The organism is Stenotrophomonas sp. SMYL8, from assembly GCF_036320065.1.
GTDB lineage: Bacteria > Pseudomonadota > Gammaproteobacteria > Xanthomonadales > Xanthomonadaceae > Stenotrophomonas > Stenotrophomonas maltophilia_A.
The window spans coordinates 74,488-89,509 of sequence record NZ_JAWIRR010000011.1 but is presented as its reverse complement, the minus strand read 5'-3'; the positions used below and the strand labels follow the sequence as shown (position 1 = coordinate 89,509).

16 protein-coding genes are annotated in these 15,022 nt (G+C 67.6%); 5 read left to right on the top strand and 11 right to left on the bottom strand.

Features of this window, described 5'->3' with window-relative positions:
- Nucleotides 1–45: 45 nt before the first annotated feature.
- Nucleotides 46–672, bottom strand: a complete 627-nt coding sequence (lepB, locus tag V3B25_RS11140; RefSeq protein WP_049421006.1) for a signal peptidase I — start codon at nt 670–672, stop codon at nt 46–48.
- A gap of 204 nt (nt 673–876) precedes the next feature.
- Between lepB and V3B25_RS11135 the strand changes: the two genes are divergently transcribed.
- Both V3B25_RS11135 and V3B25_RS11130 read left to right on the top strand, forming a co-directional pair.
- The gene (locus V3B25_RS11135; protein ID WP_049421005.1) at nt 877–1,278 is read left to right on the top strand and encodes a hypothetical protein; all 402 of its coding nucleotides are present in this window, start codon (nt 877–879) and stop codon (nt 1,276–1,278) included.
- 3 nt (nt 1,279–1,281) lie between these two features.
- Nucleotides 1,282–1,728, top strand: coding sequence for a 3-dehydroquinate dehydratase (locus tag V3B25_RS11130; protein WP_004153636.1), 447 nt, complete (start codon nt 1,282–1,284; stop codon nt 1,726–1,728).
- Nucleotides 1,729–1,841: 113 nt separating this feature from the next.
- Here V3B25_RS11130 and dcp read toward each other — a convergent pair whose 3' ends face one another.
- The 3 genes from dcp to arfB form a co-directional block, all read right to left on the bottom strand.
- Complete coding sequence (dcp, locus tag V3B25_RS11125; RefSeq protein WP_107431618.1) at nt 1,842–3,998, bottom strand: peptidyl-dipeptidase Dcp; 2,157 nt, start codon at nt 3,996–3,998, stop codon at nt 1,842–1,844.
- Nucleotides 3,999–4,109: 111 nt separating this feature from the next.
- Nucleotides 4,110–4,712, bottom strand: coding sequence for a lysophospholipid acyltransferase family protein (locus V3B25_RS11120; RefSeq protein ID WP_329810674.1), 603 nt, complete (start codon nt 4,710–4,712; stop codon nt 4,110–4,112).
- Between the two features lie 4 nt (nt 4,713–4,716).
- Nucleotides 4,717–5,148 (bottom strand): alternative ribosome rescue aminoacyl-tRNA hydrolase ArfB, encoded by a 432-nt coding sequence (arfB, locus tag V3B25_RS11115; protein WP_032130467.1) that lies wholly within the window; start codon nt 5,146–5,148, stop codon nt 4,717–4,719.
- A 134-nt stretch (nt 5,149–5,282) separates the two neighbouring features.
- Between arfB and V3B25_RS11110 the strand changes: the two genes are divergently transcribed.
- A complete protein-coding gene (locus V3B25_RS11110; RefSeq protein ID WP_010487093.1) occupies nt 5,283–5,810 on the top strand; it encodes a DUF2059 domain-containing protein in 528 nt (175 codons plus the stop codon).
- Nucleotides 5,811–5,885: 75 nt separating this feature from the next.
- Here V3B25_RS11110 and V3B25_RS11105 read toward each other — a convergent pair whose 3' ends face one another.
- From V3B25_RS11105 to V3B25_RS11090, 4 genes are all read right to left on the bottom strand, one after another.
- Nucleotides 5,886–6,629 (bottom strand): pseudouridine synthase, encoded by a 744-nt coding sequence (locus tag V3B25_RS11105; protein ID WP_049421002.1) that lies wholly within the window; start codon nt 6,627–6,629, stop codon nt 5,886–5,888.
- A 141-nt stretch (nt 6,630–6,770) separates the two neighbouring features.
- On the bottom strand, nt 6,771–7,349 hold the full coding sequence (locus V3B25_RS11100; protein ID WP_329810673.1) for an O-methyltransferase: 579 nt from the start codon (nt 7,347–7,349) through the stop codon (nt 6,771–6,773).
- 5 nt (nt 7,350–7,354) lie between these two features.
- Nucleotides 7,355–9,010: a ubiquinone biosynthesis regulatory protein kinase UbiB gene (gene ubiB, locus V3B25_RS11095; RefSeq protein ID WP_329810672.1), complete on the bottom strand. Its 1,656-nt coding sequence runs from the start codon at nt 9,008–9,010 to the stop codon at nt 7,355–7,357.
- Nucleotides 9,007–9,642, bottom strand: coding sequence for an SCP2 sterol-binding domain-containing protein (locus tag V3B25_RS11090; RefSeq protein ID WP_032130462.1), 636 nt, complete (start codon nt 9,640–9,642; stop codon nt 9,007–9,009). Before V3B25_RS11090 ends, ubiB begins: the two co-directional genes overlap by 4 nt.
- 617 nt (nt 9,643–10,259) lie before the next feature.
- Here V3B25_RS11090 and ddlA point away from each other — a divergent pair.
- Complete coding sequence (gene ddlA / locus V3B25_RS11085; RefSeq protein ID WP_329810671.1) at nt 10,260–11,354, top strand: D-alanine--D-alanine ligase; 1,095 nt, start codon at nt 10,260–10,262, stop codon at nt 11,352–11,354.
- A 157-nt stretch (nt 11,355–11,511) separates the two neighbouring features.
- Here ddlA and V3B25_RS11080 read toward each other — a convergent pair whose 3' ends face one another.
- From V3B25_RS11080 to oleC, 3 genes are all read right to left on the bottom strand, one after another.
- Nucleotides 11,512–11,667: a DUF1328 domain-containing protein gene (locus V3B25_RS11080; protein WP_004153593.1), complete on the bottom strand. Its 156-nt coding sequence runs from the start codon at nt 11,665–11,667 to the stop codon at nt 11,512–11,514.
- A gap of 82 nt (nt 11,668–11,749) precedes the next feature.
- A complete protein-coding gene (gene oleD, locus V3B25_RS11075; RefSeq protein ID WP_049421106.1) occupies nt 11,750–12,742 on the bottom strand; it encodes a 2-alkyl-3-oxoalkanoate reductase in 993 nt (330 codons plus the stop codon).
- Nucleotides 12,739–14,397: an olefin beta-lactone synthetase gene (oleC, locus tag V3B25_RS11070; protein WP_049421105.1), complete on the bottom strand. Its 1,659-nt coding sequence runs from the start codon at nt 14,395–14,397 to the stop codon at nt 12,739–12,741. The genes oleD and oleC overlap by 4 nt, the downstream gene beginning before the upstream one ends.
- A gap of 104 nt (nt 14,398–14,501) precedes the next feature.
- On the opposite strand from oleC, the gene V3B25_RS11065 reads away from it, so the two are divergent.
- A complete protein-coding gene (locus V3B25_RS11065) occupies nt 14,502–14,927 on the top strand; it encodes a YkgJ family cysteine cluster protein (protein ID WP_004135417.1) in 426 nt (141 codons plus the stop codon).
- The last annotated feature ends 95 nt before the right edge of the window (nt 14,928–15,022 follow it).

Sequence of the window (15,022 nt, the reverse complement as noted above, 5' to 3'; positions counted from 1 at the left end):
TAACCTGATAGGTCAGGATTGATACACCAAAAGTATCAATTCAGCTTACAGGCGCTGCCATTCGAAGCCATCGCCACGGCGGTAGTACACCGCCACCGCACGGCCGTAAACCTTGTCGGCGTCGACGAAACCGAAGAAGCGGCCGTCGAAGCTGTTGCCGCGGTGGTCACCCAGCACCAGTACCTTGCCGTCCGGCACCACCAGGTCAGCGATGTCCGGGCCGCCGCCCATATCCAGGTCGAGGCTGGCATGGCGGTCGCCGAAGGCCTCCACGTCCTGCAGGTCGGCAATCTGCAGCGGCTGGCCGTTGATGCTCAGATGGCCTTCGCGCAGCTGCACATGATCACCGGCCACTGCGGCCACGCGCTTGATCAGGCGGGTGCCGTCGGCCGGTGAATCGAACACCGCCACTTCACCGCGCTGCGGAACGCCGGTCGACATCAGTTCCTTGCCGGTGAACGGCAGGCGCAGGCCATAGGCGCGCATGTCCACCACCACCCGATCGCCGGGCTGCAGGGTCGGCTGCATCGAGCCGCTGGGCACCACGTAGTGGTTGGCGAGGGTATCGCGGGCGGCGGCGAGCAGGCCAAGCATCACCAGCAGCGGCAATGCTTCCTTCTTCAGCCAGATGAGCGCGCGTTCGGAAAACGGGGGGCGGGCAACAGCATCCATGACAGGCTCCGAGCAAGTGGTAGCGCTATCAGACCACATCCGGGCGGGAGAGGTTCCCGCGCCACCCTCCGAGCATGGGCTCGGCGCTACAGAAGGGGTTACGCAGGTTTTACGCCCCGGCCCGGCAGCGGGCATCGCACCTTTACGGCCACCACGCGCATCGTGTGCCCACCGCGCCACAGGGCGCATTCCGCAAGGTGTTGTATGACCCTCCTGGTGATCCGCCACGCATCTTCGTCGGCGCCGCGCCCGCAGCTGCCGGCGCAGCTGGCCGGCCATCGCGTGCTGTGCAGCGACTGCGCCAGCCTGTCCGAAGTGCGCCAGTGCCTGTGCCAGCCGCAGGCGCACTCGGCCGACTGGGTACTGCTGGATGTCGGCGCCGCCGACGAGGCGCAATGGCAGGCCGAAGGTTGCGCGCTGCAGGCGGCGCTGGAACGGCTGCCGGCGCAGTACATCGAGCTGCAGGCCCCCAGCGAGCCGGGCCTGGAGGCACGCCTGCGCCTGCAGCACGGCCCCGCCGCCGTGGTGGTCGACCAGCGCAGCCAGCAGGCCGGGTATCCGCTGTCGCTGGCCATTGTCGGCCGCCGCCTGGCACAGGAGGGCTGAGCCATGTCGATCTTCATCATTCGTGGCCCGGAAGCGGCCGGTGCGCTGATCCGCACGGCAATGCCGTTGCCGGCACCAGTCCTGAAGTCACTGGTGCATCGTGCGATCGACGCCGGTACCAGCGTCGCGATCCGTGCCTGCGGTTCGGAACAGGAACTGCTGGATGCGCTGCGCGTGGCCGACCACAGTCGCGGCGAGGTGACCCTGCTGGATCCGGGTGCGTGTGCCAACAGCCTGCGCCTGCAGCGGCTGCTGCCCTACCTGCACAACGCTTACGTGGAAGTGCATGACGACGGCGCGGTGGCCGAGCCGTGCCTGCCGGCGGGTGTCGGCCAGCGGCTGGGCATCGCCGCTGGTTACGGTGCGCAGAGCTATGTGCTGGCGCTGGATATCGCGCTGGACCACCTGGGATTGGCCGAGCAGGCGAACCGGGTGCACGTGGGGACGTAAGCCGCTTGTGTAGAGTCGAGCTTGCTCGACTGGCTTTTCGTGGAAAGACCGTCGAGCAAGCTCGACGCTACACAAGGAAAAACGGCGGGGTTGCCCCCGCCGTTTTCGCTTTCTTATTTCAGCCCGCGGAACTTCAGCAGTGGTTCCACCGACGGGTCCTTGCCACGGAAATCGCGGTACAGGGTCGACAGTTCCACGCTGTTGCCGCGCGAGAGGATCTTGTCGCGGAACTCCTGGCCGTTGGCCGCCGTCAGGCCACCGTGTTCGGTGAACCACTGGTAGGCGTCATGGTCGAGCACTTCGGCCCAGAAGTAGGCGTAGTAACCAGCCGAGTAACCGCCACCCCAGATGTGGTCGAAGTAGGTGGTGCGGTAACGCGGCGGCACCTGCGGCAGGTCGACCTTGAACTTCTTCAGCGCACTGGCTTCAAAGGCGCCGACATCCTGCAGCGGCGCATCGGCCTTCTGCGTATGCCAGGCCAGGTCCAGCAGCGCGGCCGACAGGTACTCGGTGGTCGCATAGCCCTGGTTGAAGCTGCGTGCCTTGAGGATCTTGTCGACCAGTTCCTGCGGCATCGCCTCGCCGGTCTTGTAGTGCTTGGCGTAGTTGGCGAACACCTTCGGATCCAGCGCCCAGTGCTCGTTGAACTGCGACGGGAACTCGACGAAATCACGCGAGGTGGCGGTGCCGGCGATCGACGGGTACTTCACGTTCGAGAACATGCCATGCAGTGCGTGGCCGAACTCATGGAACATGGTGGTGACGTCGTCGAAGCTGATCAGCGCAGGCTGGCCGGCGGCCGGCTTGGTGAAGTTGCAGACGTTGTAGACCACCGGCTTGGCACCGGTCAGGCCGTCCTGTTCGACGAACACGTCCATCCACGCGCCGCCGGACTTGCTGTCACGCTTGAAGTAGTCGGTGTAGAACAGGGCCAGCGAGGTGCCGTCCTTGTCGAACACTTCGTACACCTTCATGTCCGGGTTGTAGGTCGGAATGTCGGTACGCGGCTTGAAGGTGATGCCGTACAGCTGGGTGGCGGCGTAGAAGACGCCGTTCTGCAGCACGTTGTCCAGTTCGAAGTACGGCTTGATCTGCGACTCGTCCAGATCGTATTTGGCCTTGCGCACCTGCTCGGCGTAGAAGTCCCAGTCCGAGGCAGCGACCTGGAAACCACCCTTCTGCGCGTCGATCACCTTCTGGATCTCGCCGGCCTCGGCGCGGGCCTTGGCGGTGGCGGCCGGCACGGTGTCGGTCAGCAGCTTGAGCGCGGCAGCCGGAGTCTTGGCCATCTGGTCGCCCAGCTGGTAGTCGGCGAAGGTGTCGAAGCCGAGCAGCTTGGCCTTCTGCGCACGCAGCTGGGCCAGGCGCTGCACGGTCTGCCGGGTGTCGTTGGCATCGCCACGCTCGGCGCGGGTTTCCGAGGCCTTCAGCACGGCGGCACGCTGGTCGCGGTCGCTCAGCGAGCCGAGCACCGGCTGCTGGGTGGTGTTCTGCAGCGGCAGCAGGAATTTGCCATCCAGCTTGCGATCCTTGGCTGCATTGGCGGCATTGTTGATCGCATTCTCGTCCAGGCCGGCCAGCTTGGCCTTGTCGTCGACGACAACGGCCGCAGCGGCGGTGGCCGCCACCAGGCGGGTGTGGAACTGGGTGGAAAGGGTGGTCTCTTCCACGTTGAGCTTGCGCAGGCTCGCCTTGTCGGCGTCGGACAGCTGCGCACCGGCGCGCACCAGGCCGTCGTAGTAATGCTCGACCAGGCGCTTCTGCACCGGGTCCAGCTCCAGCGTGTCACGCTGGTCGTACAGCGACTTCACGCGCGCGAACAGCTTCGGATCGAGGTTGATCTCGTCCTGGTGCGCGGCCAGCTTCGGCGCCACGTCTTCCTGGATCTTCTGGCGCGCATCGTTGGTATCGGCCTGGACCAGGCCGAAGAAGATGCGCGACACGCGGTTCAGCGTCTCACCGCTGCGCTCCATCGCCACGATGGTGTTGTCGAAGGTGGCCGGCTCGCTGCTGTCAGCGATCTTGCGCACGTCGGCCAGGTGCTGGCGCATGCCTTCCTCGAACGCCGGCAGGTAGTCGCTGTCCTTGATCTTGTCGAACTGCGGCGCCTGGAACGGCAGCGTGCTGGCGCTCAGCAGCGGATTGGTGGAGGCTTCGGCCGGCTGCTGGGCCGGGGCTTTCTGGGCATCGGACACGGGGGTGGACTCCTTGCCGGAACAGGCCGCCAGCGCCAGGCTGATGGCGGCGGCCAGGACTACGGTACGCGACATGTAAAACGCTCCTTGGGCAGACGGTATGGGATACCAGCCCTCCACCCTACTCCTGTCGCGCTCGCCCGGCATGTGCCGGACGTGGCGTCTATGCGGCGGCCTGCGGCCGGCTCAGACCGTACCGCGGGTCTTGCCGATCCAGGGCCGGTAGAACTCGCGGATGGCGGCCATGTCGGCGGCGTCATCGCCGGTCGGCGTGAACAGCGGGCCGATGCCGATGGTCTTCTCCGGGTAGTGGAAATACGCGGCCAGGATCGGCACGTCGGCCATCCGCGCGATCTTCAGGAAGCCGGCCTTCCAGTCCTTCACGGCCTTGCGGGTGCCCTCGGGCGTGATGGCGAACCACATCTTCTCGTTGTTGCGCAGCAGGTCCACGGCCTGGCCGACGGTGCCCTGCGGCGAGCTGCGGTCCAGCGGGATCACGCCCAGCTTGTGCAGCAGCGGGCCGAGCGGCCACCAGAACAGCGATGCCTTGCCCAGCACCTTCACCCTCATGCCCAGCGCGATCTTCGCGGCCATGCCCCACAGGCCATCCCAGTTGGACGAATGCGGGGCGATGATGAAGACCAGCTTGGGGATGTCAGGCAGGGTACCGGTCACCTTCCAGCCGCCCATGCGCAGGGTGCAGCGCGCCAGCCAGCGCAGGAAGGCGTTGGGTTTGACCTGCGGCATCTGCGGCGGCACGGCCGGCAGCAACGAAGTCGGGTTGTTCAAGCAATCACTCCCAGTCACGTGATGAGCGCCCGCGCTTGATCTGCGCGCGCCCGCGTTTGGCGTCCAGACGACGCAGTTTCGACCCGAGGGTCGGCTTGGTGGCCTTGCGCGGCTTGGGCACGCTCAGCCCGGCCTGGATGAAGGCCGCCAGCCGATCGCGCGCATCCTCGCGATTGCGATCCTGGGTCCGGAAACGTTGCGCGTCGATGACCAGCACGCCTTCGCCGGTCATGCGCCGGTCACGCCGCGCCAGCAGGCGCGCGCGCAACGGTTCGGGCAACGAGGGCGAGTTGGCCACATCGAAACGTAGTTCCACCGCGGTGGAGACCTTGTTGACGTTCTGGCCACCGGCGCCACTGGCACGCACGAACCGCTCGACGATCTCGCCGTCGGGGATTTCAAGCTGCGCGCTGATGGTGACCGGTCCACTGCCCATCCGCGCATTGTAGCGGCAGCCACACACCGGAGTGCGGCATCGCGCCCCGTATGCCGCCGATCAGGTACCGAACACGCCGCCTTCGCCTTGGCTGCGGGTATGCTGGCCGTCCCATGTACTGCAGGAAGCCCCGCATGACCCGCACCGCACCCGCCCTGCCGTCCCTGCTGCGCCGCGCCGCCCTGCTGCTGGCGCTGGCCGTGGCCAGCGTTCCGGCCCTGGCCGCGCCGCCGACCGATGGCGACATCAACCGCCTGCTCTCGGCCTCGCGCGCGCAGAGCATGATCGACACCATGCTGCCGCAGATCGAGGCGATGCAGCAGCAGCAGTTCCAGCAGGTAGCCGCACAGCGCCAGCTCAACGCCCAGCAGCAGGAACAGCTGAAGCGGATCCAGGCGCGGACCAGCCAGACCCTGCGACAGGCCCTGTCGTGGCAGCAGCTGCGGCCGATGTACGTGGACCTGTACAAGAAGACCTTCAGCAAGGAAGACGTGCTGGCGATGGCCGAGTTCTACGAGAGCGCGGCCGGCCAGAGCCTGCTGGACAAGACCCCGGCGCTGATGCAGAACGTGATGGTGGCGATCCAGGCGCGCATGCAGCCGCTGTTCGCGGACCTGCAGAAGGATCTGGAAGCGATCGTCAACGAGCCGGAAAAGAAATGAGGTAGTTCCGGCCGCTGGCCGGCTCCCCATTACATCTGGAACCGCGCAGATGCCGGCCAGCGGCCGGCACTACCGTCAATCGGTATCCACCTGCCAACCGAACAGGTCCAGCGCCTTCTGGAACCCGCCGTCCAACGGCGCACGCACGTCCACCGTGCCACCGTCCGGATGCGGGAAGCGCAGGCGCTCGGCGTGCAGCAGCATGCGGTGCACGCCCTGCATGCGGAAGATGCGGTTGTGGCGGCCATCGCCGTGGCTGGTGTCGCCGATCATGTGATGCGAGAGGTGCTTGAGGTGCCGGCGGATCTGCCGGAAGCGTCCGGTCTGCGGCTGGCAGCGCAGCAGTGCGTAGCGCGAGCTGGTGAATTCACCGACCGGCACCGACAGCTCGCCGGTGGCCAGGCGCTGGAAGTCGGTGATCGCCGGCTTTTTCACCGGCTTGCCCGGCCCGCCGTCCAGATCATGATCGACCTGCCAGGCGAGCTCGGCCGGCCAGCCCCGGCAGACCGTCAGGTAGTCCTTCAGCACTTCGCCGCCCATCAGGGCCTTGCCCAGCGCACTGGCGGTATCGCGGTCGAAGGCCAGCAGCAGGCAGCCACTGGTGGCCCGGTCCAGGCGATGCACGAGGAAGATCGGGCGGCCCAGCTGCTCGCGCAGGCGGTCGGCCAGGAAGTCGTCTTCGCCACGGGCCAGCTTGCTGTCGTGGACCATCAGCCCGGCAGGCTTGTTGACCACGGCCAGGCGCTCATCCAGGTGCAGCAGCTGCAGGGGTGCGGTGTCGGTCTCGACCGCGGCGAGGGTATCGGGTTCGGTGCTCACGGCAGGATTATCGGGGCTGGGCATTGAATGGGGTAGAGCCGGCCGCTGGCCGGCTGTCTCCGGGCAGTCGGATGGCTGCGGTTGCCGACCAGCGGCCGGCAACAGCGTGCCAACCAAGATTGGCACCTACCTGTAGAGCGGTCAGGCGCTGCGCACGGCCAACAGCTCGCCATTGCCCACCGGCACCAGGCTGGTGCTGAAGTCCGGATCAGCGTCCAGCAGCACGCGCAGCGGTTGCATCTCTTCCGCATGCGAGGTGGCGTTGTCCACCACCAGCAGGCCACCCGGGCGCAGCACGCGACGCAACTGCGGCCACCAGCCGGCGTACTGCCCGCGGTCCGAATCGAGGAACAGCAGGTCGATGCAGGCATCGGCGGCCTGCGCCAGCCAGAGCCCGGCATCGTCGTGGACCAGCGTGATGCGATCGGCCAGTCCACTGCGCGCGAAGGTATCACGCGCCATCGCCACCTTGTCCTCGGTGTATTCCAGCGTGGTCACGTGGCCGTCGATGGCGGCAGTTGCCTCGGCCAGCCACAGCGTGGAATAGCCGTTGGACGTACCGATTTCCAGCACCCGGCGAGCGTTGCCGAAGCGCACCAGCACCGACAGGAATTCACCGGTGTCGGGCGTGATGTTGAGCATGCGTCGGCCGCGCTCGCTTTCGCGTGCGTCGTTGTCGGCGCCGAAGCGGATCAGTTCGTCCTTGAGTGCCTGCAGCATGGGGCCTACTTCCACCACGCGCGCAGCAGCGCCACTGCGCCGAGCGCACCGGACAGCCAGCTCCACGCCGGCACGTCGCCCCAGTACCAGCCCGGCGGCTGCAGCACGTACATCAGTGCGGCAATGGCCAGCAGGCCGACACCGGTGATGGCACCGACGGCATGCTTCTGCAGGCGCTGCACGCTGGCATCCAGTGCGGCCAGGTCGCGCGAACGCATCGCCAGCTCATGCCGGCCTTCCACCTGCTGGGTCAGCCAGGCGTGCACCAGGCGCGGCATGTCCGGCGCATGGGTCATGATTTCCGGCAGGCGCTTGCCGATCTCGCGCACCACGCGGCGCGGGCTGTAGCGCTCGCGCAGGATCTTCGCCAGCACCGGCTTGGCCACCGCCCAGATGTCGATCTGCGGGTCGAGCTGGCGGCCGACGCCTTCGATGTTCAGCAGGGTCTTCTGCAGCAGGATCAGCTGCGGCTGCAGGGTCAGCTGGTAACGCTGGGCCACGCGGAACAGCTTCATCAGCACTTCGGCCAGCGAGATCTGCGACAGCGGCCGGGTGAAGTACGGCTCGCACACCGAACGCACGGCGGCCTCGAGGTCATCGATGCGCACGTTGTCCGGCATCCAGCGCGCCTGCACGTGCAGTTCGGCGATGCGGCGGTAATCGCGGTTGAAGATGGCCATGAAGTTCTCGGCCAGGTAGTACTGATCTTCCTGCGAGAGCTGGCCCATGATGCCGAAGTCCAGCGCGATGAAACGCGGGTTGGCGCGGCGCGCCGGATCGGTGTCGACCCAGATGTTGCCGGCGTGCGCATCGGCGTGGAAGAAGTTGTCGCGGAACACCTGGGTGTAGAACACCCGCACGCCCTTGGCGGCCAGCGCCTTGCGGTCGATGCCGGCCTTGTCCAGTGCGGCGATGTCATCGGACGGGATGCCCCACACGCGTTCCAGGGTCAGTGCCCGCTCGGCGGTGTGGCTCCAGATCACTTCCGGCACGTACAGATCGTCGCTGTTTTCCCAGAAGCGGCGCAGCACGCTGGCATTGGCGCCTTCGCGCTGCAGGTCCAGCTCGGCAGCCAGGGTGTTCTCGACTTCGGCCACCACTTCGCGCGGGCGGATCTTGTCAGCGCGCGGGTGGGTGCGCTCGACCAGGGCAGCCAGCGAATTGAGCAACGCGATATCGGCGTCGATCTGCTTCTCGATGCCCGGGCGCAGCACCTTGACCACCACCTGGCGGCCATCGGCCAGCGTGGCTGCGTGCACCTGCGCGATCGAGGCCGAGGCCAGCGGTTCGGTATCGAAGCTGGCGAAGGCCTCGCTGACCGGCAGGCCCAGCGCTTCCTCGACGATGCGACGCGCGGTCTCACCATCGAACGGCTTGACCCGGTCCTGCAGCAGGGTCAGTTCATTGGCCACATCCGGCGGCACCAGGTCGCGGCGGGTGGACAGGATCTGGCCGAACTTGACGAAGATCGGGCCCAGATCCTGCAGTGCCAGGCGCAGGCGTGCACCGCGCGACTGAGCGGCGATGTCGGCCGAGGCGCGCGGCACGAACGGCTTGGCCAGGCGCAGCCAGCGCTCGGCAGGAGTGCCCTGCAACAGGTCGTCGAGGCGGTAACGCAGGATCACCCGGCCGATGCGGCTGGCACGCAGCACGGCCTTCATGCGGCACCCCGCAGACGCTGCACGCGTGCACCGAGGCGTTCGACGTCGTCGCGCAGCACGTCCACATCGTCGTGGAAGGCATCCAGCTCGGCACGCGGCACCACGTCGCGCGATTCCTCGGTGATGAACTCGGCGGCGCTGTGGGCCAGGTCGATCGCGCCCTGGCGCGCATGCTGCAGGGCGCTGCGCAGGGTGTTGGCCACCTGCACGCCCAGCACGTCGCCGAACACGCTGACGAACGGCTGCTGCCAGTCAGGATCGAAGCCCTTGGCCAGCTGCTGCAGGCGACGCGCCAGTTCGGCATCACCGGCCACGCGCACGCGACCCTTGCCGTTGTTGTCGCCGCGCCGTGCGTTGGCCAGCAGCGGCAGCTGCGCCAGCACGCCGGCCAGGCTGCTGCGCACGGCCAGGTCGGCTTCCTGCGCGTCCACCGGGCCGACCCGCAGTGCATCACCGTCGACGCTGATGCGCATGGCCAGCGACGGCGCTTCCAGGGTCAGGTCGATGTGCCGGCCGTCGAGGCTGGCCAGTGCATGGCGGGTATCCGGATCCAGCGCCAGCGCGCGGTTCAGGGCGATCTGCAGGGCGCGGCCAGCGACCGGCTTGAGGGACTTGAGCAGGGAGAGAGCCATGTGCGCATTCTACCTGCGTGGGTGGGGGGCTTGGGCCGGGCTGCCGTCCGGCACCCGCAGAGGCGACTGCCAGAGCAACATCAAAGGCTGGCTTCCTGTGGGGAGGCGGGGTGGGTCCGGTTGCGGGGGCCGCTGCAAATACCCCTCCGGGGCCCGGCCCAGCCGCTGGCGGCTGTGCGTTCGGGCGCTTGCGAAGCAGTGCTTCGCAAGCAAAGCGCCCTCACCCATGTAAGCTCGGTCGCCGCATGCTCGTGTGCGCTGTCCTGCGCACACGGCAAGACCGGGGTTGGGCGTCCTGCCCAACCCGCCCGAGGCATGCCTCGGGCCCATGCGGCTCACGCCCCCGCAACCGGACCCACCCCGCCTTCGACAGGTTCCTGCGATCTGCCGGAACGACTGGGGTCGGATCCCGTTGCTGCGCAACGGGCTCTGACCCAATGCTGATGGCATCTCGCGTTGGTGGATGCCGACCTTGGTCGACGCTGGATTTCCGGGGGTGCCAACCAGGGTTGGCCGCTACTCGAGCCGACCGTCAGGCGGTTCATCTGTGCCTCACCTGTGCGGCAATGGAAGGTTCATGCTGTACGGCCACGCAACGCACAGGACATCGCAACACCATGGCACGGACCCGGGTCGGCATCATCTTCGGGGGCAAGTCCTCCGAGCACGAAGTTTCGCTGCAGTCGGCGAAGAACATCCTCGATGCGCTTGATCGCGAGCGCTTCGAGCCGGTGCTGGTCGGTATCGACAAGCAGGGCCAGTGGCATCTGAGCCAGCCGGATACCTTCCTGATCAATGCCGATGATCCGTCGCGCATCGCGCTGCATCGGTCCGGTACGTCGCTGGCGGTGCGCCCGGGTGTGGAACAGGCACAGCTGCAGCCCTCCGATGCGGCCAGCGCGCTGGGCCAGATCGATGTGGTACTGCCGATCGTGCACGGGCCGCTGGGCGAGGACGGAGCGCTGCAGGGGCTGCTGCGCATGGCCAACCTGCCTTTCGTCGGTTCTCCGGTACTGGGCTCGGCGGTGGCGATGGACAAGGACGTGACCAAGCGCCTCTTGCGCGACGCTGGCCTGCAGGTGGCGCCGTGGCTGTGCATCCGGCGTCACCAGGCCCCTGACGTCGATGCCGATGCGGTGATCGCGCAGCTCGGCCTGCCGTTGTTCGTGAAGCCGGCCAACCAGGGTTCGTCGGTGGGTGTGAGCAAGGTCAAGGATGCGGCGGGCTTCGCCGAGGCACTTGCATTGGCGCTGCGCTACGACCACAAGGTGCTGGTCGAATCGGCGGTGGTCGGCCGTGAGATCGAGTGCGCGGTGCTGGGCAACGAACAGCCGCAGGCCAGCCTGTGCGGCGAGGTGGTGGTGCACGACGAGTTCTACGCCTACGACACCAAGTACATCAACGAGGATGGCGCCGAGGTGGTCGTGCCGGCGGATATCGATGCTGCAACCCAGGCGCGTATCCAGCAGATCGCGCTGCGGGCCTACCAGGCGCTGGAGTGTGCGGGCATGGCGCGCGTGGATGTGTTCCTCACCGCAGACGGCGAGATCGTCATCAACGAGGTCAACACGCTGCCGGGCTTCACCCGCATCAGCATGTACCCGAAGCTGTGGGGCGCCAGCGGTGTGGACTACACCACGCTGATCACGCGCCTGATCGAACTGGCGCAGGAACGCCATGCAGCCGATCGTGGATTGCACAGCGCCGTGTAGAGGCGCTCTGTGTCTCGGTAGAGTCGAGCGATGCTCGACTCTACAAAAGGCGTGCCGACCAAGGTGGGCACCTACCAGACGATGGCGTGCCGACCGACGGTCGGCACCCACCGGAAAGAACAGTGCCGGCCAGCGGCCGGCACTACCCAGCGGTCTTCTAGCCGCGCTTGCGGAACATCGAAATCACTGCCAGTACCAGGAACACAACGAACAGGATCCAGGCGATGTTGCTGGCGGCACCGGCGATGCCGGAGAAGCCGAGCACGGCAGCGATGATGGCGATGACGAAGAAAATAACGGCGTAATGCAGCATGGTGCTCCTCGCAGATGTCCGGGCCGTTGGATGGCGTGGGTCCATCCTCCCGATCTGGCGGTGTGCAACCAGTGATGGCGACCTATGCGGCAGATGAAGCCTTCAGCCTGCGCAGTCCTTCCTCGATGCTGACCTGCGGCACGTAGCCGAAGTCACGGCGCGCCGGCTCCATGCTGTACCAGTGCGGCGTGCACAGCTGCTCGGCCAGGAAGCGGGTCAGCGGCGGCTCGCCACGCAGGCGCAGCAGCGGCCACAGCCGCTCGCAGACCGCACCGATGCGATAAGCGGTCTTGAAGCTGATCGCCTTGTCCACCGTTGGTGCCCCCACAGCGGACAGCAGCTTGTTGACCAGCTCGCGCATGGGCAGCGGTTCGCCGTTGGAAATGAAGTAGGCCTTGCCCGCACACGCGGCACCCGGTGCCAAGGCTTCGAAGGCGAGGAAATGCGCGAGCGCGGCGTTGTCGATGTAGGTGGTATCCACCTTGTTGTTGCCATCGCCCACCAGACGCAGGCGGCCCTGCCGCGCACGTTCTGCCAGGCGTGGCACCAGCTGCTGATCACCCGGGCCCCAGATCAGGCGCGGGCGCAGCGCCACGGTAGCCAGCGACGCATCGTTGGCGGCCAGCACGCGCTGTTCGGCGATCGCCTTGGTCGCCGCATACGGTGCCTGGAAGTCCTCGCCGTACGGCACGTCGTCGGCACCCAGGCCTTCCACCGGGTGGGTCGCGCGGTGGGTCACGCTGGGCGTGGAGGTGTAGACCAGCCGGCTGATGCCGTGCGCGCGGCAGGCGGCGATCACGTTGTCGGTGCCGACCACGTTGGCCTGGTGGTAGCTGTCATAGCTGCCCCAGGCGCCGGCCTTGGCGCCGTTATGGAACACCGCATCGACGCCGGCCACTGCATGCAGCACCGCCTGCGCATCGGCCAGATCGCCACGGATCTGGCCCACGCCCATGGCCTGCAGTTCCGGGTAGTGGCTGCGGTTGAACGCCAGCACCTGGTGGCCACGTTCGACCAGCCCACGGCACAGCGCCTGGCCAAGGAAACCACCACCACCGGTGACCAGGATCTTCATGCGCGCTTCTCCAGTTCGGCGCTGGCCCAGACGGCGAGCTTCTCGCGGCCGATCTTGGCGTTGTGACGGATATCGACGGGGAACGCGGGGTGCATCAGTACGTGCTGCAGGTTCGCCTCGGGCAATCGTAGGGTGGCCTGGGCGCGCAGCGCCTCGCGCAACGCCGGGCTGTCGCTCTGGCCACGCTGCAGTTCCACGCACAGCACCGGCACCTGCGCACCCGCCGGGCCAACGCCAACCAGTGCCGTGCGCGCCACGCCCGGCACGGTGTTGAACACCGGCTCCACCTGTTCGGTGTACAGCGGCCCCTGTGCGGTTTCCACGCGATGGGTCTTGCGGCCGCAGAACCACAGGCGGCCCTGCGCATCGAAGTAGCCCACGTCACCCATGCGATGCACCACGCGCGTGCTGCCATCGGCCAGCGTCTCGCGGATCTTCGCCGCCGCGGTGGCCTGCGGGCGGTTGAAGTAACTGTCGGTAGCGGTCGGTCCGGCCACGGTAATCTCGCCCACCTCGCCGGTGGCCAGCACGCGCGCCTGCGACCAGTCGGCCAACGGTGCGTCATCGATGGCGATGATGCGCACCTCATTCGGTTCAACCACGCTGCCCACGCAGGTACCGGCACCGGCCTCGGTGGCCGCGCGGGTACGCTCCAGCTCGCGGCCTTCCACCACCGCCACCGGCAGGCACTCGGTGGCACCGTACGGGGTCCAGAACTGCGCATCGGCCGGCAACAGGCTGCGGATGGTGGCGACCACATCCGGCGGCACCGGGGCGCCGGCCGAGGTCACCCGGGTCACCGTCGGCAACGGCCGGCCGTGACGGGCCAGCACCCGCATCAGCGCAGGCGAGCCAAACAGTTGGGTCACGCCGAAACGCTGGATGGCGTCATGCAGGCGTGCCGGGTCGGCCTGTGCCGGCCGGGTCGGGTCCATGTCCGGGATCACCGAGGTCAGGCCCAGCGCCGGGTCGAACAAGGCAAACGGCGGGAAGGTCGGCAGGTCCACCCCGCCCGCTTCCATGCCAAAGGCACTGCCCAGCAGCTGGATCTGGCCGACGAAATGACGGTGGCGGTAGACCACGCCCTTGGGCACGCCGGTGGAGCCGCTGGTGAACAGGATCGCGGCCATGTCCTCGCCATCGGTGGCGGCCAGCATCGCCCCCCCGTTGGCACCGGCGCGCTCCAGCGCGGCCAGCGTGGTCCCGCCCCAGCCGAGGCGGCGGCCGACGGTGACCAGGCGGGTCGCCGAGGGCGCCCAGCGCAGCGCCAACCGCGCCACATGGGCCAGCGGAATGCCAATGAAAGCCTCCGGCTGCGCCTCATCCAGGCACTGCTTCAGCGCGCGTTTGTCGATGCCCGGGTCGACCAGCACCGGCACCGCGCCCAGTTTGAACAGGGCAAACATCAACAGGAAGAACTCCGGTGACGGCCGCACCATCACCACCGTGCGCACTCCGCGGCCGATCCCGTAGCCGGCCAGGCCAGCCGCCATGGCGTCGCTGCGGGCGTCCAGCTGGCGGTAATCCAGGGTCACGTCGTAGGCGGCCATGCCGTTGCCGGCACCACGGCGGCCCGGGCAGCGGATGGCGATCTGGTCGGGCCGTTCACGCGCCAGTTCAGGCAAACGGGCGGCAATATTGCAGGGTCGGTTCATCCGTTCATTGTCGCCGCTTACGGAATTTCTTGCGCGGCGGCCCACTTCGTGGAAAATCCGCACCCTCGTTCCTGATTCCGACTGCCGCCCGAGGCGGCTTGCCCATGCAACATCCCTGCATGACCTGCGGCGCCTGCTGCACCCAATACCGCGTGGCCTTCCACTGGATGGAATCAGACGAGGTCACCCCCGGCGGCGTACCGCACCAGCTGACCGAGGTGCTGGACCCGCATCGCCTGTGCATGCGCGGCACCCACTCCAAGCCGGTGCGCTGCGTGGCGCTGGATGCGCAGATCGGCGTGTATTCACGCTGCACCATCCACCCCAACCGGCCCAGCGTGTGCCGTGAGGTGGATGCATCGTGGGAGTACGGCAAGGCCAGCCCGCAGTGCGACAAGGCGCGCATTGCCTATGGCCTGGATCCGTTGACCCTGGCCGATTGGCGCTGGCGCGACGAAGCGGGCAACGACGACGACCACCCGGACGACAACGGCAACAGCCCGTCACCGCAGGCGCCGATCGCGGCGTAGTGGTAGTGCCGGCCGCTGGCCGGCACCCGCAGGGAACCCGCGCGGCCTGGGGGGGGTGGGGGCCCCCGGCCGCCCGAACCGGGAGCGCCCCCCCG